25 protein-coding genes are annotated in these 26,694 nt (G+C 67.9%); 9 read left to right on the plus strand and 16 right to left on the minus strand.

The window, feature by feature from the left end:
• Position 1 precedes the first annotated feature (1 nt).
• Both HUW53_RS04970 and HUW53_RS04975 read left to right on the plus strand, forming a co-directional pair.
• On the plus strand, positions 2 to 1,198 hold the full coding sequence (locus HUW53_RS04970) for an acyl-CoA dehydrogenase family protein (protein ID WP_237344653.1): 1,197 nt from the start codon (positions 2 to 4) through the stop codon (positions 1,196 to 1,198).
• Between the two features lie 10 nt (positions 1,199 to 1,208).
• Positions 1,209 to 2,363 (plus strand): acyl-CoA dehydrogenase family protein, encoded by a 1,155-nt coding sequence (locus HUW53_RS04975; RefSeq protein WP_237344654.1) that lies wholly within the window; start codon positions 1,209 to 1,211, stop codon positions 2,361 to 2,363.
• Positions 2,364 to 2,400: 37 nt separating this feature from the next.
• On the opposite strand, the gene HUW53_RS04980 is transcribed toward HUW53_RS04975, so the two are convergent.
• The 10 genes from HUW53_RS04980 to HUW53_RS05025 all read right to left on the minus strand — a co-directional run bounded on the left by HUW53_RS04980 (position 2,401) and on the right by HUW53_RS05025 (position 14,399).
• Positions 2,401 to 4,002, minus strand: coding sequence for an acyl-CoA synthetase (locus HUW53_RS04980; RefSeq protein WP_307500056.1), 1,602 nt, complete (start codon positions 4,000 to 4,002; stop codon positions 2,401 to 2,403).
• Entirely contained in the window at positions 3,999 to 5,168 is a 1,170-nt protein-coding gene (locus HUW53_RS04985) for an acetyl-CoA acetyltransferase (RefSeq protein ID WP_237344655.1), read from the minus strand. The genes HUW53_RS04980 and HUW53_RS04985 overlap by 4 nt, the downstream gene beginning before the upstream one ends.
• A 59-nt stretch (positions 5,169 to 5,227) precedes the next feature.
• Complete coding sequence (locus HUW53_RS04990; RefSeq protein ID WP_370877800.1) at positions 5,228 to 7,162, minus strand: TRAP transporter large permease; 1,935 nt, start codon at positions 7,160 to 7,162, stop codon at positions 5,228 to 5,230.
• A gap of 222 nt (positions 7,163 to 7,384) precedes the next feature.
• Positions 7,385 to 7,942, minus strand: coding sequence for an NADPH-dependent FMN reductase (locus tag HUW53_RS04995; protein ID WP_237344657.1), 558 nt, complete (start codon positions 7,940 to 7,942; stop codon positions 7,385 to 7,387).
• A 109-nt stretch (positions 7,943 to 8,051) separates the two neighbouring features.
• On the minus strand, positions 8,052 to 9,167 hold the full coding sequence (locus HUW53_RS05000) for a DUF1513 domain-containing protein (protein ID WP_237344658.1): 1,116 nt from the start codon (positions 9,165 to 9,167) through the stop codon (positions 8,052 to 8,054).
• 76 nt (positions 9,168 to 9,243) lie between these two features.
• On the minus strand, positions 9,244 to 10,347 hold the full coding sequence (locus HUW53_RS05005; RefSeq protein WP_237344659.1) for an imelysin family protein: 1,104 nt from the start codon (positions 10,345 to 10,347) through the stop codon (positions 9,244 to 9,246).
• A gap of 19 nt (positions 10,348 to 10,366) precedes the next feature.
• Entirely contained in the window at positions 10,367 to 11,638 is a 1,272-nt protein-coding gene (locus HUW53_RS05010) for a di-heme oxidoredictase family protein (protein ID WP_237344660.1), read from the minus strand.
• Positions 11,638 to 12,648, minus strand: a complete 1,011-nt coding sequence (locus HUW53_RS05015) for a multicopper oxidase family protein (RefSeq protein WP_237344661.1) — start codon at positions 12,646 to 12,648, stop codon at positions 11,638 to 11,640. Before HUW53_RS05015 ends, HUW53_RS05010 begins: the two co-directional genes overlap by 1 nt.
• The gene (locus HUW53_RS21950) at positions 12,557 to 13,075 is read right to left on the minus strand and encodes a multicopper oxidase domain-containing protein (protein WP_237344662.1); all 519 of its coding nucleotides are present in this window, start codon (positions 13,073 to 13,075) and stop codon (positions 12,557 to 12,559) included. Before HUW53_RS21950 ends, HUW53_RS05015 begins: the two co-directional genes overlap by 92 nt.
• Before the next feature lie 49 nt (positions 13,076 to 13,124).
• Positions 13,125 to 14,399 (minus strand): imelysin family protein, encoded by a 1,275-nt coding sequence (locus tag HUW53_RS05025; RefSeq protein ID WP_237344663.1) that lies wholly within the window; start codon positions 14,397 to 14,399, stop codon positions 13,125 to 13,127.
• Positions 14,400 to 14,519: 120 nt separating this feature from the next.
• Between HUW53_RS05025 and HUW53_RS05030 the strand changes: the two genes are divergently transcribed.
• From HUW53_RS05030 to HUW53_RS05040, 3 genes are all read left to right on the plus strand, one after another.
• On the plus strand, positions 14,520 to 14,894 hold the full coding sequence (locus HUW53_RS05030; RefSeq protein WP_237344664.1) for a hypothetical protein: 375 nt from the start codon (positions 14,520 to 14,522) through the stop codon (positions 14,892 to 14,894).
• Between the two features lie 146 nt (positions 14,895 to 15,040).
• On the plus strand, positions 15,041 to 15,883 hold the full coding sequence (locus HUW53_RS05035; protein WP_237344665.1) for an FTR1 family iron permease: 843 nt from the start codon (positions 15,041 to 15,043) through the stop codon (positions 15,881 to 15,883).
• A 292-nt stretch (positions 15,884 to 16,175) separates the two neighbouring features.
• Positions 16,176 to 16,580 (plus strand): winged helix-turn-helix domain-containing protein, encoded by a 405-nt coding sequence (locus tag HUW53_RS05040; RefSeq protein WP_237344666.1) that lies wholly within the window; start codon positions 16,176 to 16,178, stop codon positions 16,578 to 16,580.
• On the opposite strand, the gene modC is transcribed toward HUW53_RS05040, so the two are convergent.
• The 4 genes from modC to HUW53_RS05060 all read right to left on the minus strand — a co-directional run bounded on the left by modC (position 16,504) and on the right by HUW53_RS05060 (position 19,979).
• Entirely contained in the window at positions 16,504 to 17,685 is a 1,182-nt protein-coding gene (gene modC, locus HUW53_RS05045; RefSeq protein ID WP_237344667.1) for a molybdenum ABC transporter ATP-binding protein, read from the minus strand. The genes HUW53_RS05040 and modC overlap by 77 nt on opposite strands.
• Positions 17,682 to 18,374, minus strand: coding sequence for a molybdate ABC transporter permease subunit (gene modB / locus HUW53_RS05050; RefSeq protein ID WP_237344668.1), 693 nt, complete (start codon positions 18,372 to 18,374; stop codon positions 17,682 to 17,684). The genes modC and modB overlap by 4 nt, the downstream gene beginning before the upstream one ends.
• Before the next feature lie 139 nt (positions 18,375 to 18,513).
• A complete protein-coding gene (modA, locus tag HUW53_RS05055) occupies positions 18,514 to 19,326 on the minus strand; it encodes a molybdate ABC transporter substrate-binding protein (RefSeq protein WP_237344669.1) in 813 nt (270 codons plus the stop codon).
• Between the two features lie 128 nt (positions 19,327 to 19,454).
• Entirely contained in the window at positions 19,455 to 19,979 is a 525-nt protein-coding gene (locus tag HUW53_RS05060; protein WP_237344670.1) for a DedA family protein, read from the minus strand.
• A 502-nt stretch (positions 19,980 to 20,481) separates the two neighbouring features.
• Here HUW53_RS05060 and HUW53_RS05065 point away from each other — a divergent pair.
• The 3 genes from HUW53_RS05065 (at position 20,482) to HUW53_RS05075 (ending at position 23,135) form a co-directional block, all read left to right on the plus strand.
• Complete coding sequence (locus HUW53_RS05065; RefSeq protein ID WP_237344671.1) at positions 20,482 to 22,152, plus strand: DEAD/DEAH box helicase; 1,671 nt, start codon at positions 20,482 to 20,484, stop codon at positions 22,150 to 22,152.
• Between the two features lie 127 nt (positions 22,153 to 22,279).
• The gene (infA, locus tag HUW53_RS05070) at positions 22,280 to 22,555 is read left to right on the plus strand and encodes a translation initiation factor IF-1 (RefSeq protein WP_188578066.1); all 276 of its coding nucleotides are present in this window, start codon (positions 22,280 to 22,282) and stop codon (positions 22,553 to 22,555) included.
• Between the two features lie 85 nt (positions 22,556 to 22,640).
• A complete protein-coding gene (locus tag HUW53_RS05075; RefSeq protein ID WP_237344672.1) occupies positions 22,641 to 23,135 on the plus strand; it encodes a DUF2165 family protein in 495 nt (164 codons plus the stop codon).
• Positions 23,136 to 23,392: 257 nt separating this feature from the next.
• Here HUW53_RS05075 and HUW53_RS05080 read toward each other — a convergent pair whose 3' ends face one another.
• A complete protein-coding gene (locus tag HUW53_RS05080; RefSeq protein ID WP_237344673.1) occupies positions 23,393 to 23,986 on the minus strand; it encodes a L,D-transpeptidase in 594 nt (197 codons plus the stop codon).
• A 222-nt stretch (positions 23,987 to 24,208) separates the two neighbouring features.
• The gene (locus tag HUW53_RS05085; RefSeq protein WP_237344674.1) at positions 24,209 to 25,042 is read right to left on the minus strand and encodes an alpha/beta fold hydrolase; all 834 of its coding nucleotides are present in this window, start codon (positions 25,040 to 25,042) and stop codon (positions 24,209 to 24,211) included.
• Positions 25,043 to 25,329: 287 nt separating this feature from the next.
• Between HUW53_RS05085 and HUW53_RS05090 the strand changes: the two genes are divergently transcribed.
• Positions 25,330 to 26,568, plus strand: a complete 1,239-nt coding sequence (locus tag HUW53_RS05090) for a hypothetical protein (RefSeq protein WP_237344675.1) — start codon at positions 25,330 to 25,332, stop codon at positions 26,566 to 26,568.
• Positions 26,569 to 26,694 lie beyond the last annotated feature (126 nt).

Raw genomic sequence — 26,694 nt, forward strand, 5'->3', positions numbered from 1 at the left:
CATGGACCTGCGCTTCACGCCACAAGAAATCGCCTTCCGCGAGGAGGTGCGCAGCTTCTTCCGCGACGAGATCCCGGTCGAGATCCGCGCCAAGGTCTCCGAGGGCCGCAAGCTGGCGCGGGAGGATTATGTGACCTCCCAGCGGATCCTGAATGACAAGGGCTGGGCGGTGCCCCATTGGCCGGTGGAGCACGGTGGCCAGCCCTGGAGCGCGGTCCAGCGCTACATCTTCATGGAGGAATTGATGCAGGCGGCGGTACCGCTGCCCCTGCAGTTCAACTGCCACATGGTGGGCCCGGTGATCGCGACCTTCGGCACAAAGGCGCAGAAGCAGCGTTTCCTGCCGCGCATCAAGAGCCTGGAAGACTGGTGGTGCCAGGGCTTCTCCGAGCCCGGCGCCGGCTCCGACCTCGCCTCGCTGAAGACCCGCGCGGTGCGGGACGGCGACCATTATATCATCGACGGGCAGAAGACCTGGACCACGCTCGGTCAATATGCCGACTGGATGTTCTGCCTCGCCCGCACCGATCCCGCCGCCAAGAAGCAGCAGGGCATCTCCTTCATCCTCATCGACATGAAGAGCCCCGGCGTCACGGTGCGGCCCATCATCACCATCGACGGCCGGCACGAGGTGAACGAGGTGTTCCTCGATAGCGTGCGGGTGCCGGTGGAGAACCTGGTGGGCGAGGAAAACAAGGGCTGGGACTATGCCAAGTTCCTGCTGGCCAACGAGCGCACCGGCATCGCCCGGATCGGCATGTCGAAGGAGCGCATCGCCCGCATCAAGCGCCTCGCGCAGGTGACGCCGGCCGGCGCCGGCACCATGTGGGACGACATGGACTTCCGCTCCCGCCTTGCCGGCGTCGAGATCGAGCTGAAAGCGCTGGAGATCACGCAGATGCGGGTGGTGGCGGCGCAGGCGACGCGCGATCCCACCAAGCCCGATCCGGCCTCGTCGATCCTGAAGATCAAGGGCTCGGAACTCCAGCAGGCCACCACCGAACTGCTCCTGGAGCTGGCGGGTCCGCAGGCGTTGCCGGCGGAGCGGCCCGATGCCGGGCATAATGACGCCGAGGCCCTGTTCGCCTGGGCGGACGCGGCCGCGCCCGTCTATTTCAACCACCGCAAGGTGTCGATCTACGGCGGGTCCAACGAGATCCAGCACAATGTGGTCGCCAAGGCGATCCTGGGCCTGTGAGGAGGGACGCATGGATTTCGATCTGACGGACGAACAGTCCCTGTTGAAGGACACGGCCCAGCGCTGGGCCGCCGACACCTATTCCAGCATTGAGCATCTCGCCTCGGCCCGCGCCGCGCCCTTGGGCTTTGCGGAAGCAAAATGGGCAGAGCTGGCGGATCTGGGCCTCCTGGGGCTGCCGTTCGCGGAAGGCGATGGCGGCTTCGGTGGCGGGCCGGTGGAGACACTGGTGGTGATGGAGGCCCTGGGCCGGGCGCTGGCGCCCGAACCCTACCTTGCGAGCGTCATCCTAGGGGGCGGCGCGGTGCGCCTTGCCGGCTCGCAGGCCCAGCGCGCGGCAGTGCTGCCGGGCCTCATCGACGGCACGGCACGGCTGGCCTTCGCCCATTCGGAGCTTCAGGCACGCTATGACCTCAATGACGTGGCCACCACCGCCCGCGCGGTGGAGGGCGGCTTCCGCCTCGATGGCCGCAAGAGCGTGGTGCTGAACGCCGACGCGGCGAAGATCCTCGTCGTCAGCGCCCGCACCTGCGGGGAACGGCGCGACGGGGCGGGCATCACCTTGTTCCTGGTCCCGGCCGACGCGGCGGGCGTGAGCCTCTCGGCCTATCCCACCCAGGACGGTGGTCGCGCGGCCGATGTGATCTTCTCCGACGTGCTGGTGCCGGCGGATGCGGTGCTGGGCGCGGTGGGCGGCGGCCTTGCGGTGGTGGAGCGCGTGGTGGAAGGCGCCATCGCGGCCCTGTGCGCCGAGGCGGTGGGCCTCATGGAGGCACTCAACACGCTGACGGTGGACTATCTGAAGACCCGCAAGCAGTTCGGGGTGTCCATCGGCTCGTTCCAGGCGCTCCAGCACAAGGCGGTGGACATGTTCGTGGCGTTGGAGCAGGCGCGCTCCATGGCCCTCTACGCCGCCATGATGGTGGAGGCGGAGGACGCGGACGAGCGGCGCGTCGCTTTGTCCGCCGCCAAGGTGCAGATCAACCGCTCGGCGCGCTTTGTGGGGCAGACGGCGGTTCAGCTCCACGGCGGCATCGGCATGACCATGGAATATATCGGCGCCCACCATTTCCGGCGCCTCGCCATGATCGAGGTGATGTTCGGCGACACGTCCTTCCACCAGCGCCGGGTGACGGCAGAGGGGGGGCTCATTTCCGCCGCATGAGGCGCGAGCCCGTCGCCGAAGGGCGGCGGGCCTGCCGTCAGGGGGCCGGCGGCGCCGGCATCAGGCCGCGCGCGGTGATCTCCTCGCGGATCAGCTTTTTCGTGATCTTCCCATAAGCGGACTTCGGCAGTTCGTTCCAGACGAAGACGTGGCGCGGCAGCTTGTAGCGCGCCACCTTGCCCTTCAGGAAGGCGACGATCTCCGCGCCCAGGAGGGTTGCGCCCGGTCGCGGCACGCAGACCGCGACCCCCACCTCGCCCCAGGTGGGGTCGGGCATGCCGAGGATGGCCACTTCCGCCACCGCGGGATGCTCCAGCACCTTTTCCTCGATCTCGCGCGGATACACGTTCGACCCGCCGGAGATGTACATGTCGGAGGCGCGCCCGGTGATGTAGAGGAAACCCTCGTCGTCCATGTGGCCGAGGTCGCCGGTGCGGAACCAGCCGTCGCGGAAGGCCTTCAGATTGGCCTCGGGATTGTTGTAATAGCCCGCGAAGACGGCCGGACCACAGACGCAGATTTCACCGGTCTCGAAGGCGGCGACCTCGGCCCCGGCCTCGTCCTGGATCTGGATCTCCATGCCGGTGCGGGCGAAGCCGCAGGTGCCGATCTTCACGCCCGGCCCGTCCTCGGGGTGGTGCAGGGCGGGGGGCAGCACGGTGATGTTGCCCGTCACTTCGCCCAGGCCGAAATACTGCACCAGCACCTTGCCCAGTTTTCGCAGGGCGAATTTCTGGTCTTCCCGGTACATGGGCGCGCCGGCATAGATGACGTGACGCAGGGACGAATGATCGTAGGCATCCACCGATGGATGCTCCACCAGCAGCTTGGTGATGGTGGGCACGGTGAAGACGTTGGTGATGCGCCAGCGCTCCACCAGGCGCCAGGCTTCTTCCGCGTCGAACTTCTCCGCCGCCAGCAGCACCGTCTTCACCGCCCGCGCCATCTGCACCAATTGGTGCACGCCCGCGCCGTGGGAGAGGGGCGCCACCACCAGGGAGGCGTCGTGCGCGGTGGTGCCGGGCATCAGGTCCGCAAGGTGGTTGGTGATGACGAACGCCATCTGGCCATGGGTGAGAACCGCTGCCTTGGGCCGCCCGGTGGTGCCGGAGGTGAAGAAGAACCAGCAGGGATCGTCCCGCTCCACATCCGCGGCCGGAAAGCGCATGCCGAGATGGGCCGCCACCAGCGCGTTGTAATCCGGCCCGAAGGACGCGCTTCCGATCTCCACCAGGGTCGTGAGGGTGGGGGCCGCGGCCCGGGCGACGGTCACATGGTCCGGGAAGTCCTTGTGGCAAATCATCGCCTTGGCGCCCGAGGCGGAGGCCAGATAGGCCACGTCCTCCGGGGTCTGGCGGAAGTTGGTGGGCACCCACACCGCTCCCAGGCGGAAGGCCACGAACATGCTCTCGAACATTTCGAGGCAGTTCCTTGATTGCACCAGGATCCGGTCGCCCTTCCCGATGCCGCGGGCGGACAGCGCCGCCGCCATCGCATCCACCCGCGCGTCCATCTGCGCAAAGGTCAGCACCTGCTCGCCATGGACGAAGCCGATGGCATCGGGAAAGCGCCGCGCGGCCTGCCGCAGAAATTGCGCCAGGTTCATCACGCGCCGGCTGACGGGCGGCGTATCGCTCACTTCAGCCGCTCGAGGATGGAGACGTAGTTCGCCACCGCCGCGCCGCCCATGTTGAAGATGCCCACGGTCTCGGCATCCTTGATCTGCATGTCGCCGGCCTCGCCCAGCACCTGCATGGCGCCGAGCACATGCATGGAGACGCCGGTGGCGCCGATGGGATGGCCCTTGGCCTTCAATCCGCCGGAGGGGTTCACGGGCAATTTGCCGTCCTTGCGGGTCCAGCCCTCGCGCACCGCCCGATAGCCCTCGCCGGGGGCGGTGAGGCCCATGGCCTCGTATTCGATCAATTCCGCGATGGTGAAGCAGTCGTGGGTTTCAACCAGGCTCAAATCGTCGAGGGTCATGCCGGCCTCCGCGAGGGCTTTTGCCCAGGCGCGGCGGGCACCGTCGAAGGCGATGGGGTCGCGACGCGACATGGGCATGATGTCGTTGGCCTGGGCGCGGGCGCGGAACGCCACGGCGCGGGCCATGCCGCGGGCGGTTTCCGCGTCGGCGATCACGAGGGCGGCGGCGCCATCGGAGACCAGCGAACAGTCGGTGCGGCGCAGCGGCCCGGCGACGCGCGGGTTCTTGTCGGAGACCGTGTTGCAGAACTCGAACCCGAGGTCCTTGCGGAACTGGGCGAACGGGTTGCCCATGCCGTTGCGGTGGTTCTTGGCGGCAATGTGGGCGATCTCCTCGGAGCGGTCGCCGTAGCGCTGGAAGTAGTTCTCCGCGATGCGGCCGAACACGCCGGCGAAGCCGCCTGCGATGTCCGCCTCCTCCTTGCGGTAGGAGGCGTTGAGCAGGATGTCGCCGACCTCGGCATTGGACTTGGCGGTCATCTTCTCCGCCCCCACCACGAGGGCGATGCGCCCGCGCCCGCTTTCGATGAAGTCGAGCGCGCCGTTGATGGCGGCCGAGCCGGTGGCGCAGGCGTTCTCGAAGCGCACCGCCGGCACCTGCCCGAGCTCGGGCACCGAGAGCGCCGGCATGGCGCCCTGGAAGTCCTGCTTCTGAAAGCCGGCGTTGAACACGCCCACGAAGATGCCGTCCACCTGATCGGGGGTGATGCCGGCATGCTCCAGCGCCGCGCCGGTGACGCGGGCCATGAGGGCCTCGGTGTCGGGGTCTTCGAGCTTGCCGAAGGGAGAGTGGGCGAAGCCCACGATGGCCGCGCGTGTCATGCTTTTACCTTCGCATTGGTGCGCGGCCTCTTGCGTCCGCGCGGGAAACGGCTGGAAAGTCAAAGGAAACCGGTGGAGAGCCACGGCACCGCCGCCACGATCACAAGCCCGGCGAACAGGGCGACGAGATAGGCGAGGATGGGGCGCATGCCCGCCACCGGATCGACGCGGCCGATGGCGCAGGCCGCGTAATAGCCAACCCCGAAGGGAGGCGCGAACAGGCCGATGCCCATGGCGAGGATCACCACCATGGCATAGTGCACCTCGTGCACGCCCACCGCCCGCGCGATGGGAAACAGCAGCGGCCCGAACAGCACGATGGCCGGAATGCCTTCCAGGAGCGAGCCGAGCACGATGAAGGCCACCACCGACACCGCCATGAAGGTGAAGGCGCCGCCGGGCAGGTGGGTCATGGTTTCGGCCAGGCTCCGCGAGAAACCGGACTGGGTGAGGCCCCAGGCCATGGCGGTGGCGGTGCCGATGATGAGCAGGATGGCGCCGGACAGGCTCGCGGTGTCCACCAGCATGGGCTTCAGCCGCCGCCAGTCGAAGCGGCGATAGAAGAGAAGCCCCACCAGGGCGGAATAGGCGATGCCGATGGTGGAGACCTCGGTGGCGGTGGCCACCCCCTCGATCACCGCCGCGCGGATCACGAACGGCAAGGCGATCGCCGGCAGCGAGATGAGGAAGGCGCGGCCGATTTCGCCCCATGAGGCCCGCGCCGCGTGGGAGAGGTCTTCGTGGCGATAGCGCCGCCACACCACGAAGCACAGGGCCGCGCCCAGCACCACGGCGGGCAGCAGGCCGCCGGCGAACAGAGCGGCGATGGACACGCCGGTGACAGAGCCGATGGTGATGAGCACGATGGAGGGCGGGATGGTCTCCGTCTGCGCGCCGGTGGCGGAGAGCAGGGCCACGAGATCCCCCTCCTTGGCCCCGCGCGCCTTCATCTCGGGAAACAGCACGGGCGCCACCGCCGCCATGTCGGCGGCCTTGGCGCCGGAGATGCCGGAGACGAGGTACATGGCGCCCAGCAGCACATAATGCAGGCCGCCGCGCACATGGCCGAGCAGGCTGGCGAGGAACGCCACCATGGCCTTCGCCATGCCGGTCATCTCGATGAGCTGGCCGAGGAACACGAACAGCGGCACCGCCAGCAGGATCAGATGGCTCATGCCCTCGTCGAGACGGCCAACCATGGTGAGCATGGGGGTTCGGGTGGTGAGCGCCAGATAGCCGAAGGTGGCGAGCCCGAAGGCGAAGGCGATGGGCACCCCCGCAAGTACGCAGAAGGCCACCACGCCCACGAAGAAGATGACGAGATTGTAGTTGCCGAGCCCCTTCAGCGCCGGCCCCAGCAGCCAGAAGCCGGCGATGATGAGCCCGGCCACCGCCAGCGCCTTGAGCACCAGCAGCGGGCGGCCGATCTGGACGAGCTTCAGCACCGCGAACGCCGCCATGAGGCTGAGGCCGGTGAACAAGGCGGCGGCCCGCCAGGCGTTCTGGAGGTCCAGCGCCGGGGTGCGGATGAAGGCTTCCTCCTGCGCGTAGTCCAGCGCGTGGGGCAGCAGCAGGGTGCAGAAGGCAAGGCCCGCCACCACCGCGCTCACCTCCAGGAACGCCCGCGCTTCGGGGCCCACCATGCCGGCGACGACATTCATGCGCATGTGTTCGCCGCGGCGGAAGGCCACCGCCGCCCCCAGCATGGCCAGCCACAGGAACAGGATGGAGGCGAGTTCGTCCGACCAGATGAGGGGGGCGTGGAAGACGTAGCGCGACATGACCCCGGCGAACAGGATCACGATCTCCGCCGCCACCAGCAGCGCGGCGGGGATCTCCACCACCGCCGCCAGCACCCCCTCGACCGCCTTGGCGCTCCGGGTGAGGGCGTTGGGCGGGCCGGAGAAAACCGCGCCACGGGGGCCGTGCGGGTCGTGCGCGGCCGCCGAACCCGCCGAGGGGCTTCCTTCCGTACCGTCCCGCGTGCCGTCCATGGCGAGCGCGGGCGCAATCCGGCCGTCGCGACGGTCAAATCCCTGCATACAGTGTTTCCTCCCGGCACCGTCTTGAACGCGGTGCTGTCGGGTCCATGGCAAAGAACCCGTTTATTGGCCGCCATGCTGGCCGAGCGGGCGAGGGATTGCAACGCCTTTTGCCCGCCCCGTCCGGCAGGCGGGGGGCTGCGCAGGGGGGCGTGGTGCGCCGGATGGAGCCGCTCAGGCGCTGGCGCCGGCCTTCTGGCGACGCACGAAATCGTGGAAGGCGGCGAGCTGGCCCTCGATGAAGCTCTGGGTACTCTGGTCGGTCAGGGCGCCGTCGGTCACCTTGGTGTGCACCTGGGCGACCATCACCTCCGGCACATTCAGCACCGGCATGTCGAGGCACACCAGAACCTGGCGCAGGTGATATTGCGCGCGGGCACCGCCGAAGCCGCCCATGGAGGCGGACTGGAGGAGGGTGGGCTTGCCCTTCAGCGGCTTCTCCTTCAGCCGCGACAGCCAGTCGATGGCGTTCTTGAGGCCGCCGGGGATCGAGTAATTATACTCGGGCGTGACGATGACCAGGGCATCGGCCGCCGCCACGGCCTGCGACAGGGCGGTCACGGCCTCGGGAATGCCGGCGGCCTCGATGTCCCCGTCATAGATGGGCAGGAGGGCGATGGACGGCAGGATCTCGACGGTGACGCCTTCCGGCGCGAGACCCGGCAGCGCGCGGGCGATGGCGGCGTTGAAGGAGCCCTTGCGGACGCTGCCCACCAGAACGACCCATTTCATGGCGCGACCTCATGTTCCACACGCCGGCCGGTCGCCGGCATCGGCAACATGAGCACAATCGCGCATTGGTTCATACCCCCGAGCCCATCGTGCCCGGGGCAGGGGTGCGTCAGCCGATGCGCACCATATGGTTGTCGAAGCGGGGGCCACCGGTGTGCCGCGCCACGATGGCGACGCCGGCGTCGCTCACCGCGATGCGCACCACCTCGCCATAGCCGCTGGCGGCGATGAAGGCGCCGGCCTCATAGGTCATGGCGAGGCTGCATCCGTCGGTGAGGGGGACCGCGCCGAGATACCGTCCATCGGCCTGCCAGACGGACACCCGCCCACCGCGCGGCGAGGCGCAGGCGACGAACCGGCCGGAGGCGTCATAGGCCACCGAGCCCACATAGCCGCGCAGCTCCCGCCAGGCATTGTCGGGCGCCTCGAACGGGGTGACGGCGCCGTCGGCCGCGATGCGGAACAACAGCGGGCGGGCAACACCGTCGTTGAGCAGCTCCTGCGCGGCCACCACCGTGCCGCCCCGGCCGTCGCGCGCCAGATGGCGGAGCGACAGGCTGGACAGGTCGGCGGAGAGCCGCCCCTCGCCCCGTTGCGCGCCCGACAGGGGGTCGATGAGGGCAATGGTGGAGCCGGTGATGTCGGCGTCGCGGGCCTCGGGCGTATTGGGCTCGATACCGCCGTTGGCGACCACCAGGGCATTGCCGGAGCGCATGAGATCATGCGGGCCGTCGCCATATGTCGGCCACTCGTCGCGAATGGCGAACCCGGCCGCCACCTCGCGCCGCGCCAGCATGCCCCGGCCCATGGTGCGCCGGCCATCGCCATCCTGCGCGTGTTCGATTTCCGCGGTGAGGAAGAAGCGCCCGTCCGGCGTGAAGCGGCCATGGCCCGAAAACACGCGGCCGGCTCCGGGCTCGAAGGTGGCGATGCTGCCGCCCCCATCGTGGCGGAACGCCACGGCGCGCTTGCCCGGCCGGCGACCGACCGCCACCGCCAGCGGCGCCGTGGGGCTTGCCTCGATCCCGTGGAGCCGCGCCGCGGACGGGGCGTCCACCTCGGCCTCGCCTGCGGCATCCACCGACACCGCGGCAAAGCCCTCGCCCATGCCGGCGGTGGACAGCCACCCCGCGCCGGGGGCCGCTTCGGCGGCGCGGAGACCGGAGAAGGCTGGAACCGCCAGCAGGGCGCCGGCGGCGAAGGCGCGTCGGGAGAGGGCGGTCATGGGCGCGTGTCCGGCCGCCGAGATGCCAGGGCATCTCGGCACGGGAGGGAAAGCGGGAGGTCGGTCATGGTGCGCCTCAATCCCCGTCGAGGGCGTTGAAGCCCAGGGAGATGCCGAAATAGGAGGCGATCGGGCGGTAGACCACGATCTGCGCCGCCTTGAAGGCCTTGATGGCGGTTTGCAAGGCCGCCGCTCCGCTTGCCGTTTGCGCGGCGGCGCCGAGGTCGGCCGGCAGCTTGTCGGCGGCGGCATCGGCCTCGGTGGCGGCGCGGTTCACCACCCATTGCGGGCGGCTCGGCAATTGGGCGGAGATGGCGCGCAGCAGGGCGTCGGCGCTCTTCACCATGTTCACCGCCACCCGGCCCGAACGGCCCGAGCGCCAGTTGTCGGCCGAAAGGGGCTTGGCCTCGCTGGGGCCGGCGCCGAGCACGGGCAGGATCTTGGTGTCTGTCACCCGCTGGAAGGCCCCGGACAGGTCGGTGAGGATCATGCCCGGCACAGCGGCGGCATCGGGAAACAGGGCCGGGTCGCCCTTGCCGGTCGCCAGACCCCCCAGAAGGCCGCCGCCGCGGTCGCCCCACTGGCCCCGCACATCGTGGGCGATGGTGGCGAGATTGGTGGCGATGGCCACCCCGAAAGCGCAGCGCCGCGCCGCTTCCGGCCCCGAGACCAGGGCGTCCGCCGCGCCCTGTTCGTACAAAAGCCGCTCCAGGGCGGGCAGGCCCTGCACGGCGGCACTGGCCTGGGGAAATCGCTCCGGGGTGAGACGGGCCGGGTCGGTGTCGGAAATCATCTCCGCCATGCCGCGCGCGATGCCGTTGCGCCGATCGGGAAAGAAGTTGAAGCGGTCGGCCTGCAGATTTTGGCTGATCGGCCCGAAGGTGATGAATTCCACGGCGTTCCAGGCGTCGGCGGCCTTGCCGTAGGCGTCCTTGAGGGTCGGCACGCCGGTGGCGTCCGGCTTGGCGCAGAAGCTGGTCCAGGTGGACTTTTGCGCATCGGCGGCGCTGGTGAGCGCGTCGTAACGCGGCAGCAGCCAGCTCTCGATGACGCTTGCCGCGTCGAAGGTGGGGTTGGCGGCATGGGCGGCCGGCGACAGCGTGAACGCGGCGGCGCAGGCGAGGCCGGCGAGGGCCTTGCGCGCCGTGGCGAGGGCTGGGCGGGCAATGTTCTCAAGCATCCGGTGCGACTTCCAGAACCTAGAGGGACGACACAAAGGCAATCAACGCGGTGCGGTCATGGTCGGACAAGGCGCGGAACCGGGCCGCCGCCGGGGCGGCTTCTCCGCCATGCCAGCCGACCGCTTCCAACACCGAACGCGCGCGCCCGTCGTGGAGAAGACCGGTATCACGGGCAATGGCCGCGGAGACACCCGCCAAAGGCGCGGTGCGCCAGTCGGACGCGCCCGCTCCGGGCTCCGGCATGGTGTCACCCAGGTCGGGACCCATGTCATGCAGCAGCAGGTCGGAATAAATCCGGGCCTTGCCGCCGTCGGCGGTGGGCAGTTCCGGCCGGTGGCAGGTGGCGCAGCCGACGGAGGCGAACAGCCGCGCGCCGCCGGCATTGGCCAGGGTGCCGGCGGACGGCGTGGGCAGGGACGCCACATAGGCCACCACCCGATCAAGCACCGCATCGCCGATTTCGAGGCCGGCAACGCCATCGGGACCGGCCGGGCGGGCGCCATGGGGCGCGGCGCGGCAGGCGGCCTGCGCCGCCGTGCAATCGCCCCAGGGCTCGGGGTGGAGCGGGTTCGACAGGCCAAGGTCGAGGAAAAAGGCTTCCGCGCTCTGGCTCTCGATGGTGGGGTGGTTCGCCTTCCAGCCGAAGCGGCCGATGCGCACGCTGCCGTCCTTTTGCGGAATGCGCCGGGCATGGCCCGAAACGCCGTCGGCGCCGGCGGCCTGTTCCGTCTCGAGGGCGAGCAGGGTCGCGTCGGTCACCGCGGCCATGGCGCCGCGCCCGTGCAGGTCCGGCGCGACGCGCAGGGACAGCCCGCTCTTGGCGTCGAGGGGGCCATAGGCGAGGGCGTCGAGGCGCGGCTTGCGCGCGCGGCGTCCATCGGGCAGGGCGGCATCATCCACGGCGATGATGCCCTCGGCGGTGAGGCCGGGGACCGCATCGATCTGGAGGCGGCGACCGTAGACCGGGTCGGCGGCCCCGTCCGGCTGGCCGATCATCAGCACCATGCCGCGCCCGTCCACCTGGCCGGTGGCGTCAAAGGCGGCGGCGGCGCGGCCGCTGCCGGGGTGGCAGGAGGCGCAGGAGCGGGCATCGAACAGGGGGCCGAGCCCGTCGTCGGCCTCGGTCGTGGTGGGAGCCGGCGTCCAGGGCCGCTTGAACAGCGCCTTACCGATCTGCATGTCGAGATTGTCGAGCGCCAATGCGGGCGTGGCAAGGAGCGTCACCGCGCAGGCGAGGAGGGTGGCGACGCGCAGCGCGCGCGGCGACCGATGCGGCCGGCGCGGCGCCATCACGCCACCCGGAACCAGCCCATGAGGCCGGAATCCATGTGTTCGAGAATATGGCAATGAAACACCCAATTGCCGCTGGTGGCCTTGAAGGCGATGTCGACGCTCTCGTTGGGCTCGACCAGCACCGTATCAGCCAGGAATTGCGGCAGCTTCTTCTTCTTGGAGGAGGAGAGCACCTTGAACACATGGCCGTGCAGGTGCATCGGGTGCACATGCTTGCTCACGTTGGTGATGGTGAGAATATAGCTTTCGCCGTCCTTCAGAACGTTGAGCGGCGGCGGCAGGCGCAGGTCGGTCCCCGCGCCCCAGGAGTTGCGGTTGATGGCCCAGAAGGTCTTGTCGCCGACGCAAAGGGAATCGATCAGCGCCTTGGCGAGGGGATCGTCTGGCGGCAACGCGGGGGCGATGGCGGTGGCCCCCGCCGCGGTCTGTACCAGGAAGTCGAGGTGGGTCGCCTTGGCGATGTCAGGCAGGGGCAGCTCGGTCGGGGTCGGCAGGGCCTTGGGCTTGAAGGGGGTCTTCTTCCGTCCCTTGTCCACCGCCACCAGGGTCGTGAGCAGATAGGGCTCGGCGGTGCGATAATCGTAGATCTTCACCTCCTGGCCGGGACCCGGCATCCGCACATGCACATCGAGCCGCATGGCCGGACCCATGCGCCAGATGTCGTCGGGCGCTTCGCTCAGCAGGAACGGCTTGATGGCCTGTCCGTCGACGGCGATCACAGCGGCGTCGTCGGTATCGCAGCCGAAATCGATGACGCGGGTCGCGTCGGCGATGATGGTGCGCACCCGCACGTCGCCATAGGCGGGGGCCTCCACCCGCGGCGCCACGGGAGAACCGTTGACCGCCCGCACGGTGCCGAAGGTGCCCGCCGTCGAGGCGCCCTCGTCCGTGAACATCTTGAGCCAGCGGCCGGCGTCATCCAGCCGCCAGTCCTTCACCGCGATGATGTGTTCCACATCGAAGCGAACCTGCGCCTCGCGCGGGTTCTCCACGAACAGCAGGCCCACCAGCCCGCGCCCCCACCTGGCCGGTCTCGTCGCAATGGGGGTGAAAGAAATAGAAGCCGGGATCGGGCAGCGGCACATTGTAGAAAAAGCGTCCGCCCGCCGGCACGATCGGCTGGGTGATGGGGGCGACGCCGTCGAAGATGTAGGGGCCGCGGATGCCGTGCCAATGCACGGTCGTGGGGTCCGGCAGCTTGTTTTCGAACTCCACCATCAGGCGCGTGCCCTGCGGCGCGCGCAAGGTGAGAAACGGCCTGCCGTTATACGCGCAGAACCGGGACGTGGGCGGCTTGTCCGCGCCGAGCAGCGGCACCTCGATCTCGTCCGCCACCAGCGACAGGCGGCGCTGAGGGGCGTCCGGGGGCAGGGTGTCGATGGCCTTGGGCACCTCTTCGCCGAGGGCAGAAGGCGCGAAGGCCGCGGCTCCCACCGCGGCCCCTCCCCATAGTACTGCGCGACGCGAAATCACCGTCACCGCCTCACTTCTTGTTGACGGCCGAGGGGTCGTCCAGGCTCTGGGAGCCTTCCACCTTGATCTGCAGCTTCAGGGCGGAAACGCCGCGCTCGATGGCGTGGGCCTGGGCCACCAGGGCGTCGACACCGGCCTGGATGAGCTTGGCGCCCTTCTCATTGCCTTCGCCGAGCATCTGGTCATAGGCCATTTCACCGGAATCGGCGGTGTCCTTGATGGCCTTGATCGCGGCCAGGGCGGCGTCCGACTTCTGGTCGATCTCGTCGGCGATCTTGGGGTCCTTGGCGCGGATCAGATCGGCCACCGACGGGCCGGTGACGGCGGTGCCGTCGGGCTTGGTGAAGCGGCCGTAATAGACGTCGCGGATGCCCACCTCGTCATAATAATGCGAGTTGTGCGTGTTGTCCGAAAAGCAGTCGTGCTCTTCTTCCGGGTCGTGGAGGATGAGGCCGAGCTTCATGCGCTCGCCGGCAAGCTCGCCGTAGGACAGCGAGCCGAGGCCGGTGAAGATGACGGCGAGGCCGGCATTGTCCTTCTTCTTCAGAAGGGCCTTGCGGGCGGCGCCCTTGGCCCCCCACAGGTCGGTCATGTCCTTGAGATCGGCCACCAGGGTCTGAGTGGCAACCTTCAGATACTGCCCGCGCCGGTCGCAATTGCCATTGGTGCAGTTCTTCAGGTCGTAATCGGTCCAGGAGCGCGCGCCGGCGCCGGGGCCGGTGCCGTTGAGGTCCTGCCCCCACAGCAGGAACTCGATGGCGTGCCAGCCGGAGCCCACATTGGCCTCGACCCCGCCCGCGCTGTTCAGGTTGTGCAGCAGTTCAGGAGTGATCTTGGTGACGTCGATGGTCTTCTTGCCGATGCGGATCGTCTTGGAGGCAATCACATTGGCGGTGTAGAGCGGGTTTTCGTCGGAGGTCTCGCCGTATTTCGACTTTTCGACATAGTCGATGAGCCCCTCGTCGAGCGGCCAGGCATTCACATTGCCCTCCCAGTCATCGACGAGCTTGTTGCCGAATCGGAACGCCTCGGTCTGCTGGTAGAAGGTGCGGGCGCTTTTCCATGCGTCCTTGGCCTTCTGCTGGGTTTCCGCGCTCGGCGCCGCGACGAAGGCGTCAATGGACTGCTGCATCTGCTTTGCGGTGTCGTACGAGGCTCCGTACATCGCCTCCGCGAGGTCCGCATAATGGGTGATCACATCGCGAGGCTTGGGCGCGTCGGCAAAAGCCGGCGACACGAAGCTCACCGCGGCGGCGATCGCGCCGGCAATGAAATGCGCGCGCATCAACCTGGTCTCCTGGTTCTGGTCATGCTCGTTCGGACGTCAGGGGCGGTAGCAATCGGCCCGCCTCCCCAGCGCCGGCAGATTAGGGACGCCTTCTGCCCCCCGCAAGATCGCCCACGAATGATGGAATTGTTCTATAAAGCCATTCCGATGGGTAAAATCGAAGTCCATTCGTCACCAATCAAGAAAAATGTCGGAGATCGGACGCGTTGTTCTGGATTTGACAAAAAGAACAAATGCGGGTGCCTGGCGGGGGATGGCGCTTTCGTGATCGCCCCGGATCGCTTTGCGCAGGCACGCCAGATTGTGTGCAATTTCTCGCAAAGCCATGGGAGAGCATATTTTATTCTCAGACTGATGCGAATTCTTGAATTTAAACTCATTCCAAATTGCGACCAGCCGGCTGACAATGGGGCACGCTCGGTGGTAGGACTGAGCCATGCGCTCATGCGGGTTCGCCCGGTGACGCGCGTCATTACTTTTGAGATATTCTAAATTGGTTGTGAACTCTTCTCGGGGAGCGGTTTTGCGCTTCCGCGCCGTCGCAGGGGTCGCGGGCAGCGGCGCGGCCGCGGTCCGGATGGCCCAGGGCGGACCCGCCCGCGCACCTGCTTTGGCTTGGCTTGATAAGGAGATGTGAGATGCTGGCGGCCCTTCTCGTGGTGTTTCGTGAAGTGCTGGAGGCGGGCATCGTCATCGGCGTGGTGCTGGCCGCGTCGGAGGGTATTCGCGGGCGCGGGCTGTGGATCAGCGCGGGCGTGCTCGGCGGCATCCTGGGCTCCGCGGTGCTGGCGCTGTTCGCGGAGCGCATCTCCAATCTGTTCGATGGCTCGGGCCAGGAATTGCTGAATGCCTCCATCCTGGCGGTGGCGGTGGTGATGCTGGTGTGGACCGTGGTGTGGATGGCAAGCCACGGCCGCGAGATGGTCGTCCAGATGCAGGCCGTGGGCAAGGACGTGAAGGAGGGTCGCAAGCCCCTCACGGCTCTGGCCATTGTGGTCGGCATGGCGGTGCTGCGCGAGGGCGTGGAAATCGTGCTGTTCGTCTATGGCATCATGTCGACCGGAATGGAGAGCGTGCCCAACGTGGTCGTGGGCGGGCTGGCGGGCCTGCTCGCCGGGGCGGTGGTGGCCTTCATCCTCTATCGCGGCTTGGTGGCTGTTCCGCTGAAGTATCTGTTCAAGGTGACGGCCTTCGTCATCACCCTGCTGGCGGCCGGGCTTTCGGCTCAGGTGGTGGGCATCCTGCAGGATGCCGGCTTCATCCAGTCCTTGGCCGACCCGGTGTGGGACACAAGCTGGCTGCTGTCCGACGAGGGGGCCATCGGCCGTGTGCTGCGCACCCTGGTGGGATATCGCGCCCAGCCCACGGGCATGCAGGTGATCGCCTATGGGGCGACGGTGGCGGTGATCGTGGTGCTGTCCAACCTCGTCAACAGCCGCATCGCCAAGGCGAGGCAGCTCAGCCGGCCGGCGCGGGCCTGACACCTGCCTGGCGGCACGGGCGGGATCCTCCACCCTCCGCTTCAATTGGGCCGCGCGCCGGTGAAGGGCACGGGAAAGTGCACCCATTGGCGCAAAATCACACGGGGCTGCTCTTGCCGTGCACGGCACTTGGACGCATCTTCTCCAATGGGCAGCAGCGGGCGCCGTGGTGGCGCAAGTGGGCATCGGGCGGCAGGATCGTGAGATCGGAGGTCACGGTGTCGGCCCTCCGTCACCGCGCTTCCATGTCATGGAGCGCGCCGCGCTGGCGCCAAGCCGCAGAGGAGAGCCCGTGACCCAGGACGAATCTTCCCGCCTGTTCCTGCGCGTCGACTTCCCGGACGGGCGGCGCCTCGGGCCCGGCAAGATCATGCTGCTGGAAGCCATTCGCGAGCACCGCTCGATCCTGTCGGCGGCCAAGGCGATCGGCATGAGCTATCGTCGAGCATGGCTCTTGGTGGACGAACTCGACCACATGTTCGAGCAGAAGGTGATCCTCACGTTTCCCGGACGGCGCGGGGCCGGAACGGAGGTTACCGCCTTCGGCGAGCGGCTCATTGCCCTTTACCGGGCGATGGAGCGTCAGGCCGCAAAGGCCACGCGCGCCAGCCTCGGGGAACTCACTCAAGCCCTGGCGGAAGAGAACGTCCGGCGACCAGACGAAGGTTCGGACCCGCTGAATGTGAAGGCGGGTTGAAGGGCTCGTTCTGCACGGGAAAGGTGGGCGAGCGGCTGTCTACCGCCACCGCCTTGATCATGGCCCACACCGGCATCCCCTCCTCAAGGGCCAGCCGATCCACGCTCTCCAGCGTCACGAGGGATTGCAGCTTGCCGTTGGCGAGCTTCACCTCGACATTCACATAAGGACCGCCCTCGCGCCGAAGCGAGCCGATGGTGCCGGCCAGTCGGTTGGTCACGGACACGTCGATGGGCCGCGACAGGGACAAGGACACGTCGCGTGAGCGGATGCGGGCCCGCACCGGGGCGCCCACCGGCCGATCCACCAGCGGCACCCTGAGTTCCCCGTCGGCGAAGGTGATGGTGGACAAGGAAAGGTCCGCATCGTGGCTTTTCACCACACAATCGAAGATCGTGCCAAGGTCAAAGCGGCCGAGTACCGGTAGCAGTTCCGGCCGCGAGAGCACGTCGGCCAGCGGACCGCAGGCCAGGACCGTTCCGTCCTGCAGCGCCGCCACCGTATCGGCGAGGCGCAACACTTCGTCGATGGAATGGCTCACATAGAGGATGGGCACCTTCAGGTCGTCCCGCAATCGTTCCAGGTAGGGCAGGATCTCCAGCTTGCGCTGCTCGTCGAGGGAGGCCAGGGGCTCGTCCATGAGCAGGAGGCGCGGCTGTGCGAGCAGCGCCCGACCGATGGCCACCCGCTGGCGCTCGCCGCCGGAGAGAGTGTGCGGCCGGCGCTTCAGGAGATGGCCGATGCCCAGCATGTCCACCACGGCCTCGAAGCCGATGGAATGCGCGTGCCGGGCGCGGCGCTGGCCATAGCGCAGGTTGTTGTCCACCGAGAGGTGCGGGAACAGCCGCGCATCCTGGAAGACATAGCCTACGCGCCGCTTCTCGATGGGCAGGTCGATGCCCTTGGCCATGTCGAGAAAGACCTCGTCGCCGACCCGGATCTGGCCTTGGTCGGGGCGCACGGAGCCCGCCACCATCTGGATGATGGTGGTTTTGCCCGAACCTGAACGGCCGAACAAAGCGGTGACGCCGCTCTGCGGCGCGGTGAACTGCGCGGTGAGGGTGAAACCGGTGTTGCGGGCGAGGCTGACGTCGATCTCGATCATACCCGCCCCAATGCGATCTTGATGCGGCGGTCCGCCATTTCCGCCAGCACCAGGGCGCCGAGGGCAAGAATGACGGAGACGATGGTGAGGCGCAGGGCCATGGCATCGCCGTCGGGCATGTGGGTGGCACTGTAGATGGCGAGGGGGATGGTGCGGGTCTGGCCTTCCACGTTGGAGACGAAGGTGATGGTGGCGCCGAACTCACCCAGCGCCGAGGCCAGGGAGATCAGCGCGCCGGAGAGGATGCCAGGCAGCATCAGCGGCAGGGTGACCGTGAAGAAGGCGTCGATTTTGCTGGCGCCGAGGGTGCGCGCGGCGGTCTCGATGCCCTTGTCCACGCCGTCGATGGCGAGCCGGATGGCGTTGACGGTGAGGGGAAAGCTCACCACGGCGGCGGCCACCGTGGCACCGGCGGTGGTGAACATGAGGCTGAGGCCGAACCACCCGTAGAGATATTGGCCCAGATAGCCCCGCGTGCCGAGGGTGATGAGCAGGACGTAGCCAACGACCACCTTGGGCAGAACCAAGGGCAGGTGGACCAGGCCATCAAACACGCCTTTACCGGGAAACTCGGTGCGGGACAGGATCCACCCCACGAGAATGGCGGGGGGCATGTTCCAGATGGTGGACCAGAAAGCGACCTTCAGGCTGAGGGCCACCGCTGTCCATTCTTCCGGGGTCAGCAGCATGTGAAAATTCCGGACGGCAATGTCGCAAAAAATTCTAAACCGAAGGGCGCCCGGCGCGAAGAAGTTCTTCACACCGGGCGCCCTTCGGTCGGACGGGGCTAAAACGGGCGCTGACGGCCGAGCCTTTGGCCGAGGCGGGTCACTTCACCACGAAGCCATACTTTTTGTAGATTTCCTTGGCCTCCGGGCTGGTCAGGAAGGCGAAGAAGGCCTTGGCTTCGGCGGTGTCGTGGCCCTTCGCCAGCGCGAAGGGGTATTCCACCGGCGGGTGGCTGTCGGCGGGGAAGATGGCGACCACCTTCACATTCTTGGCAATGGCGGCGTCGGTGGCATAGACCACGCCGTAAGGCACCTCGCCGCGCTCCACCAGGGCGAGCGCCGCGCGCACGCTCTCGGCGCCGACGATGCGCGGCGACACCTTGTCCCACACGCCGAGATTGGTGAAGGCGGTCTTGGCATAGATGCCGACCGGCACGCTGTCGGTGAGGCCGGTGGCGATGCGGCCGTTGGGGCCGAGCAGGGCGTCGATGTCCATGCCCTTGGCGAGGGTGACGGGCTTGGCCTTGTCGGCCGGGGCCACCAGCACCAGCGCGTTGCCGATGGGCACCACGCGGGAAGAAGGCACGATCAGGTCCTTCTTCTCCACATAGTCCATCCACTTCAGGTCGGCGGAGGCAAAAATGTTCGCCGGCGCGCCGGCTTCCATCTGCTTGGCGAGGGCCGAGGAGGCGGCGAAGGAGAAGCGGACCTTGGGCTTGCCCTTGGCCTCATAGGCCTTGCCGATGTCTTCGAAGGCATTGGTGAGGCTGGCGGCGGCAAAGGTGGTGACGGTGCTGTCGGCCGCGGCGGCGGTCGCTGTCGCCGGCTGCTCCGCGCGGGCGGCGCCGAAAAAGGCGGTGGCGAGGACGAGACCCAGAACGAGGCCGCGCCGCCGGATGGCAAAATCGATCATGGCAATACTCTCCCCGATTGATGTATCCGTTCATATATAGGATCAGCAGGGGAGACAAGGTACGGCATTGCCGCACGGTCAGGGCAGGCTCTGTTCGAGCCCACCGCCGGATCTGAAGCTGCCGGCGGTCAGCCGCCGAAGAGGCGGAGCGCAACCGCGCCGGGGGCGAGCATGGCAAAGGCCCAGATCGCCGCGCTGGCCACGTTTGCCATCTGGAAATGGCTCTGGCGCATGGCCAGGATGCCGGCGATCAGCGGCACCACCGCCCGCACCGGGCCGAAAAACCGCCCCACCGCCACGCCCCAAACGCCGAAACGCGTGAAGAAATCCTCGGCCTTGGCCACCAGATCGGGCCGGCGCGACAGGGGCCAGAAGGTCTTCGCGCGGTCCTTGTAGTAAAAGCCGAACCAGTAGGAAATGGCATCGCCCAGCGCGGCGCCGGCCGCCGCCGCGAGCCAGATCGGAAAGAAATGGAGCCCCGATGCCTCGATGAGCGCGCCAATGGCGAGCAGGAGCACCGTGGCCGGAACGAGAAAGGACACCAGCGCCAGCGACTCGCCGAAGGCGAGCGCGAACACCACCGCCGGTGCGAGCGCCTGATGCTGCTGCACGAAGGTTTGCGTTGCGCTGATCAATACCTGCGGATCGAACATGCTTGCTTCCTCCCGGCACCCCTATCGTTGCGGTCCGGGTCCGTGAGGGTCGCCTCGCACACTCCAATGTGGCATGTGCGAGATGTTTATGGCCTCGCAGTGCGGCGGAAAAGCGAACGGCGGTTGCCGGTCGCCGACGATGCGCCCGCGCGTGCCGCCGAAACCGGCGCACCGAAAAAGAGCGCGGGTTTCGGCGGCTCGCCTTGAAATCGTCATGGGGATGCGTCATATGCACTGTCATAGTGATCCGCCTTTAGGTGATCGCCTCCGATGTCCGGACTGGACTGTGAGCGATTTCGGAACAGGGCGGCACTGTCGGGCCGCGTAGCGGAGACCGCTCGGAGCTTCAATCCTGGAAGCGTCTCAGGCGGCTTAGCCCGAATTCCATGTTTCTTTTGGACACCCCTGGCCACGCGGGATGTCGAAGATCCTCGCGAGCAGTGTCGCCGCGTGACCGCCACGCGTGCGCGCCGCGGCGCCGTTCGCCCATGAAAGACAGAGCTTGACCTCTTTTTCTTCCCTCGGCCTTGCCGAGCCTATCGTCCGTGCCCTCACCGAAGAGCGGCATGTGACGCCGACCCCCATTCAAGCCCAGGCCATCCCTGAAATCCTCGCCGGCCACGACCTGATCGGTATTGCCCAGACCGGCACCGGCAAGACCGCCGCGTTCGCTCTTCCCATTCTCGATCGCCTGGTGCGCCATGCGCGCCGTCCGGAGCCGAAGGCGGTGCGGGCCCTGGTGCTCTCGCCCACCCGTGAGTTGTCCGGCCAGATTGTGGACAATTTCCTGAAGTTCGGCCGCCATGCGAACGTCTCGGTGGCGCTCGCCATCGGTGGCGTCCCCATGGGCCGGCAGATCCGCGCCCTCTCGCGCGGGGTGGATGTGCTGGTGGCCACCCCCGGTCGCCTCATCGACCTTGCGGAAAACAATGCGGTGCGGCTCGATCAGGTCGAGGTGCTCGTCCTCGACGAGGCCGACCAGATGCTGGACATGGGCTTCGTCCATGCCATCCGCGCCATCGTGCGCCGCCTGCCCCACAAGCGGCACTCGCTGTTCTTCTCGGCCACCATGCCGTCCGCGATCGCGGAACTGGCCGGGACCATGCTGCGTGATCCGGTGCAGGTGGCGGTGACCCCGGTCGCGAAGACCGCGGACCGGGTCGACCAGCGCGTGCTGCTGGTGGACAAGGCGAACAAGGCTCTGCTTCTGGCCGAGGTTCTCTCCAAGGAGGAGATCGACCGGGCCCTGGTGTTCACCCGCACCAAGCATGGCGCCGACAAGGTGGTGCGCGCGCTCGCCAAGGTGGGCATCGCCTCCGAGGCGATCCATGGCAACAAGTCGCAAAATCAGCGTGATCGCGTGCTTGCGGCCTTCCGTGACGGTGCCGTGCGCACCCTGGTGGCGACCGACATCGCGGCCCGCGGCATCGACGTCACGGGCGTGAGCCACGTCATCAATTTCGATCTGCCGAACGTGCCGGAAAGCTATGTGCACCGGATCGGCCGCACCGCCCGCGCGGGCCGGGAAGGCATCGCCATCTCGTTCTGCGATCAGGAGGAGCGGGCGTTCCTGCGGGCCATCGAGCGGCTTATCAAGATTCAGATCCCCTCGACCGACCGACGCGGTGCGGGCGCGGCCTTCGACGTGCCCGCGGGCACGCCTATCGCCGTGTCACCGGTGGATGCCATGGAAGAGGCGCGGGGATCGCGCCCCGGCGGTCGTCAGCGCCGCCCCGACGGCGGGCGCAACGGTGGCGGGTCGCGCCAGGGCGGCGAACGGCGGGATAACACCCGCCAGGAGACGCGCCAGGAGAGCCGTCAGGACGGCGGCGGACGCCGCGATGGCGCCCGCGAGGACGGAGCCCGGCGCGAGAAGCGCCCGGCCGCGGCGCGTACGGAGACTCGCGATGGTGCCGCGCGTGGTGGCGAGGGGCGCGAGGCCCAGGCCCCGCGATCGCAGCAGGCCCGTCCCGCGAAGCCGCGCCATGATGAAGGCCGCCCCGGTGGCCGTTCCGAGGCGCGTCCGTCCGAGGGCCGCGCCAACAGGGGCGAGCGCACGACGCGGGCCGGCGGTGGCGAGATGGGCGGGATCGGCTTCATGAAGGCGGTGCCGAACCGGCAGGGCCAGCAGAAGGAAACCCGTGGCGGTGGCGCCAAGCGCCCCGTCCGTTGATCTGAAAAACGCGCGGGGCACTGAAATGCGCCCCGCGTGCACGACACCCTATGGGCCCGAACGTTCAAACGTGGCATAAGGCCCGCCATTCCACCTCCGCACGGAGGGTTATTGGAGAAGACTATATATGGCGAAGGAAGAACTGCTGGAGTTCGAGGGCACAGTGACCGAGGTGCTGCCCGACGGCAATTTCCGCGTGCGGCTCGACAACGATCACCAGATCCTGGCGTATGCCGCCGGCAAGATGAAGAAGAACCGTATCCGCACCATCGAGGGTGACCGCGTGGTGGTGGAGATGTCACCTTATGATCTCGACCGCGGGCGCATCAACTTCCGTCACAAGGCCGAGGGTTCCGCGCCGCCTCCCGGCGCCCGCCGCCAGCAGAATTTCCGCCGGCGCTGAGCTATCCTGCCTCCGGCTGCACTGACGGCGGGGAGGCATCCTCCTCGCCCGCATGCTGTTATGCGCCAAGGCACGGGAGGCGGGGATGGAGCTTCGAATCGCGAAGATCGTGACGGCGGCGTCGCTTGCCGCCTACGCGCTGGTTGTCGCCTACGACAACATCATTGATTATGGGTCGAACTACGCCTTCGTCGGCCACGTGCTGAGCATGGATACGACCTTTCCGGGCAATGCCCTGATGGGCCGTGCGATCACCGACGAGCGGGTGTGGCGCGCGGTCTACGCCGCCATCATCGCAACCGAGGCCATGAGCGGGCTGTTGCTGGCCGGCGGCGCCGTGGCCATGGCGCTCTGTCTGCGCGCGTCCGCCATCGCCTTCGGGCGGGCGAAAGGCCTGGTCTATCTTGGGGCCGCGCTGGCATTCCTCCTGTGGTTCTTCGGCTTCATGGTGGTGGCCGGCGAATATTTCGCCATGTGGCAGTCCAGGGAGTGGAACGGCCAGGAGGGGGCATTTCACATTTATACGGTGGTAATCGGCGTGCTCATCCTGGTGGCACTGCCCGAGCGCGACGACCTCTGAGCGCCGCGCCGGGAACCGCCGGTAGGTCAAGGGCGCCAAAGGGTGGGCGTGAGCGTTCCCATCCGTCGTGGCATCGGTCCGTGTTCTGCTCGTGCTTCGGGGCGCCTTGGCCGGGATCATGAAACGGGCGGCAAGCCGTTTACCCGCTCTGCATCACGTCCCTACACGCCGCTCCAGTCGTCTCCCCGTTGCGGGCGCCCGCGCCCGAGGGCGGATCCGGCCGCTCCGCAACAGGGAAGTCTTGGGCGGCCGCGCGGTCAGCGCAGCACGTACACCACGGTGCCGACCCGCACCCGGCCGTAGAGGTCCACCACATCATCATTGGTCATGCGGATGCAGCCGGAGGACACCGCCTGCCCGATGGTTTCCGGCTCGTTGGAGCCGTGGATGCGATAGAGGCTGGAGCCGAGATACATGGCGCGCGCGCCGAGGGGATTGTCGAGGCCGCCGGGCATGTAGCGCGGCAGGTCGGGACGGCGCTTCAGCATCTGCGCCGGCGGCGTCCAGCCGGGCCATTCGCGCTTGGCGCTGATGGTCTTCACGCCCGACCATTGAAATCCGTCGCGGCCGACGCCCACCCCGTAGCGGATGGCTTGGCCCGGCGCGGTCACATAATAAAGCCGCCGCTCGGGGGTGGAGATGACGATGGTGCCGGGCTTGTACTTCTTGTCGAAGGACACCATCTGGCGCGGGATCGGCGAGGAGCCGCTCGCCACCCCCACGTCGGATGGCGTGGTGAGGAACAGCTTCGCGAACGGGAACAGCTCATAGCGATCATCGGCCCGGGCGTGGCCCGCGGAAACCAGCGCGGCCGCGATCGCAACGGCGGCGATGGCTTTCAGGTGCATCATGGCGTTCAGCCTCGTGTCCTTGGCCGGGTGAGGGATCACCGGGCCAGTGGAACTCAATGTCTGCGATGCGCGCCGCCCCCGCGTGCGCGGCATCCATTTTTCCGCCACGAATGGGCATGGCCGCAACCGCTTTGTGGCGCCCTGGTTCCGCCCTTGGCGAGGGCGGGCTCGCTTTTTGCGGGGGTGCGATTCAAAAGCCACGCTTGCGTTGCAGCGCACGTGTCAGGTGGCGACGCCGCGGGCAAAGTCCGCCAGGATGGTGTTGAAGGCGTCGGGGGCCTCCAGAAAGGGGGCGTGACCCACGGGAAATAGGGCGAGCCGAGCGGCGGGCACGATCTGCGCGATGTGATGGGCCATGGCCGGGGCGACCACGTCGTCCTGTTCGCCCTGCATCACCAGCACCGGGATATCGAGGCGGCGCAGCACGTCCTCATAGTCGGCGGGCCGGTCGAACAGTGCGGCGCGGACCTGCGCCGGCACCACCATGTTGAGGGCGACCAGGGTCTCGAGCAGCTCCTGCGGCTGCTCGCCCGCGAAGCAGCGGCGCACGAAGGCCCGGGTGGCATCAATGTTCTGTGCGAGGTCGGCAGAGCACATCTGCCGCATCAGGCGGTTGCAGGTGCCGTAGAAGGCCCGGTCGTTGGCCGTGGCCGCATCCACGAACACGATGCCGCCGATCCCGGCGTGGCCATGAACCTTTAGGTAATCGCCGATGATGCGTCCCGCATAGGACCACCCGACCAGGATCGGGCGCTTCAGTCCGCTCGCGGCGATGACGGTGGCAAGCTCGTCGGCCCACCGCTCCGGTTCCTTGTAGAAATGGGCGTCGAGCGGCTTGTCGGAGCCGCCGTGGCCGCGAAAATCGTATGTCACCTTGCGGAATCCGGAAAGCGCGGGCGCGCCCACCTGCCGCATCCAGGCGAGGCCGCAATGGGAAAAGCCGTGGATGAACAGCATTTCCGGCCCCTCGCCGGACCCCCAGTCCTGGATGTGAATGGAAAGCTGGTCCGCCGTCGTGGCGGTGAAGCTGCGCGGAAGGCTCAAGGGGGCGCTCATGGCGTGATATCCGGATGGGGCGGCGTGGGCTCTGGGCCGTGCACCTCTTGGATTGCACCTCCCGGCATTAAAGTATCCGCAATCCATTTCCAGCAGGAAGAGAAGCCGTCGCGCCTCGCGGGCGCGCCTGTGGGCCGGCCGTCGGCGCCCGCCGTGCCGCGGTGGGCGGGGCGAGCGGCTGAGCCAGGGAAGGAAGGGATTTCATCATGTGGGGATGCCTCAAGCCACTTCGCGCCTCGTGGCGCGTCCGGGCGCCGCTCTTCGCGGCTTTCGCCTTGGCGGCGGGCTTGGGGGGCGCCACGGCCGCCGCCGCTGCGGCGGAGCACTACATGACGCTGGGCCTGCCTTTGTTCGAGCCCTACCGGGTGGGGATCGCGACGCTCGACATCGATGGTGGCAAAGTGACGGGCACCCTGGCCGCGCCGGTAGGCGATCCGCGCCCAGCGCTGCCCATCATCGGCACCGTGAGCGATGGTGCCCTGAAGCTGACCGTGGGCACAGGATCGGACGCCTACACCCTGGGCTTTAGCGAGGACGAGCGCGGCCTGCACCAGGTGTGGGAGGAGACCTTGTCGGTGGGCGACCTGGAGCGGGTTGTCCTGTTCCGCCCCTCCGCGGATTTTTCCGATACGGCCTTGGCCCTGCAGCATCTGGGCGAGGATTGGTGCGGCCAGGTCTATGGCGGGCTGGCCCTGGTGCTGCGCGCCGAGACCCTTAAGTCCATGGCGTCGCCGCCAGCCGCGCTCGCCGATCTCGATGTGTCGGCCACCAGCCTCACCCACGGCGCGGTGAAGGCGAAGCTGAAGGATCTGTGGAGTCGGCTGCGACTCGCCTCCCACGGCGGCGACGACATTGCCATCGATGTCGCGGTGCCCGTGGGCACCGAGGCCGCGACCGCCAAAGCGTTGCGGGCGGAACCGGCGCTCGCCGCGGTGACCTTGCCCAACGCCTGCACGGAAATGGCCCTGGTCGTGGTGCCGAAGGCCAAGCTCTCCGATGGCGGCACGGTCTCGGACGTCAAGCTGAAGACCTATCTGGAACGCGCGCTCAACCGCCTCCTGTCCGGCGCGCAGGCCGAAGGTTCAAGCGTTGGTGGGCGCAAATTCAAGCTATCGGGCGCGACGGTCGCCAAGGGGGCGAACGGCGTGCCCGTGTTTACGGCCCAGGTGACCGGCGAATCCGATGCGGTCCGGCTCGCGAAAGGCGGCTGGGATCAGTTCACCTTGTCGGTGACACCGGTGGTGACCGCCACCGACACCGGGGACACCCTTTCCCTCATTCCCACGGTCAGCGATGTGAGGACGGCGCCGCGCTCCGGGGCCCAGGTGCCGCCGGAAAGCGCGTTCAAGCCCGTCGATGACGAGGCCGTCTCCATCGGGATTACGCATCGTCTGGTGTCCTGGCTGGCGGCGGCGGAAGGCTCGCGCTGCGATTTCCTCACCCGCGCCGGCTTCGATGAGCCGGATGGCGCCTATAGCTGCACCAATGCGGCCTTGGACGACGTGGCGCACGCCAGCGACAACTGAGGCCAGGGCGCGTGGCGGCAAACGCCCGCGCGGGCGCTCTGACCACGGCTGAGTTCGCGCTGCCCGGAGGCCGTCCGCTTCGCGGTTGTGGGCGGAGTGCTCGTCGCCGTGGCTCATGCCGCCCCG

It is taken from the genome of Xanthobacter agilis (assembly GCF_021730435.1).
GTDB classification, from domain to species: Bacteria; Pseudomonadota; Alphaproteobacteria; order Rhizobiales; family Xanthobacteraceae; genus Xanthobacter; species Xanthobacter agilis.

What these genes read in the sequence shown, in the direction of transcription:
- HUW53_RS04970 (WP_237344653.1), top strand. Translation starts at nt 2, where the DNA reads ATGGACCTGCGCTTCACGCCACAAGAAATCGCCTTCCGCGAGGAGGTG.
- HUW53_RS04975 (WP_237344654.1), top strand. Translation starts at nt 1,209, where the DNA reads ATGGATTTCGATCTGACGGACGAACAGTCCCTGTTGAAGGACACGGCC.
- HUW53_RS04985 (WP_237344655.1), bottom strand. Translation starts at nt 5,168, where the DNA reads ATGACACGCGCGGCCATCGTGGGCTTCGCCCACTCTCCCTTCGGCAAG.
- HUW53_RS04990 (WP_370877800.1), bottom strand. Translation starts at nt 7,162, where the DNA reads ATGGACGGCACGCGGGACGGTACGGAAGGAAGCCCCTCGGCGGGTTCG.
- HUW53_RS04995 (WP_237344657.1), bottom strand. Translation starts at nt 7,942, where the DNA reads ATGAAATGGGTCGTTCTGGTGGGCAGCGTCCGCAAGGGCTCCTTCAAC.
- HUW53_RS05000 (WP_237344658.1), bottom strand. Translation starts at nt 9,167, where the DNA reads ATGACCGCCCTCTCCCGACGCGCCTTCGCCGCCGGCGCCCTGCTGGCG.
- HUW53_RS05005 (WP_237344659.1), bottom strand. Translation starts at nt 10,347, where the DNA reads ATGCTTGAGAACATTGCCCGCCCAGCCCTCGCCACGGCGCGCAAGGCC.
- HUW53_RS05010 (WP_237344660.1), bottom strand. Translation starts at nt 11,638, where the DNA reads ATGGCGCCGCGCCGGCCGCATCGGTCGCCGCGCGCGCTGCGCGTCGCC.
- HUW53_RS05025 (WP_237344663.1), bottom strand. Translation starts at nt 14,399, where the DNA reads ATGCGCGCGCATTTCATTGCCGGCGCGATCGCCGCCGCGGTGAGCTTC.
- HUW53_RS05030 (WP_237344664.1), top strand. Translation starts at nt 14,520, where the DNA reads ATGATGGAATTGTTCTATAAAGCCATTCCGATGGGTAAAATCGAAGTC.
- HUW53_RS05035 (WP_237344665.1), top strand. Translation starts at nt 15,041, where the DNA reads ATGCTGGCGGCCCTTCTCGTGGTGTTTCGTGAAGTGCTGGAGGCGGGC.
- modC (WP_237344667.1), bottom strand. Translation starts at nt 17,685, where the DNA reads ATGATCGAGATCGACGTCAGCCTCGCCCGCAACACCGGTTTCACCCTC.
- modB (WP_237344668.1), bottom strand. Translation starts at nt 18,374, where the DNA reads ATGCTGCTGACCCCGGAAGAATGGACAGCGGTGGCCCTCAGCCTGAAG.
- modA (WP_237344669.1), bottom strand. Translation starts at nt 19,326, where the DNA reads ATGATCGATTTTGCCATCCGGCGGCGCGGCCTCGTTCTGGGTCTCGTC.
- HUW53_RS05060 (WP_237344670.1), bottom strand. Translation starts at nt 19,979, where the DNA reads ATGTTCGATCCGCAGGTATTGATCAGCGCAACGCAAACCTTCGTGCAG.
- infA (WP_188578066.1), top strand. Translation starts at nt 22,280, where the DNA reads ATGGCGAAGGAAGAACTGCTGGAGTTCGAGGGCACAGTGACCGAGGTG.
- HUW53_RS05075 (WP_237344672.1), top strand. Translation starts at nt 22,641, where the DNA reads ATGGAGCTTCGAATCGCGAAGATCGTGACGGCGGCGTCGCTTGCCGCC.
- HUW53_RS05080 (WP_237344673.1), bottom strand. Translation starts at nt 23,986, where the DNA reads ATGATGCACCTGAAAGCCATCGCCGCCGTTGCGATCGCGGCCGCGCTG.
- HUW53_RS05085 (WP_237344674.1), bottom strand. Translation starts at nt 25,042, where the DNA reads ATGAGCGCCCCCTTGAGCCTTCCGCGCAGCTTCACCGCCACGACGGCG.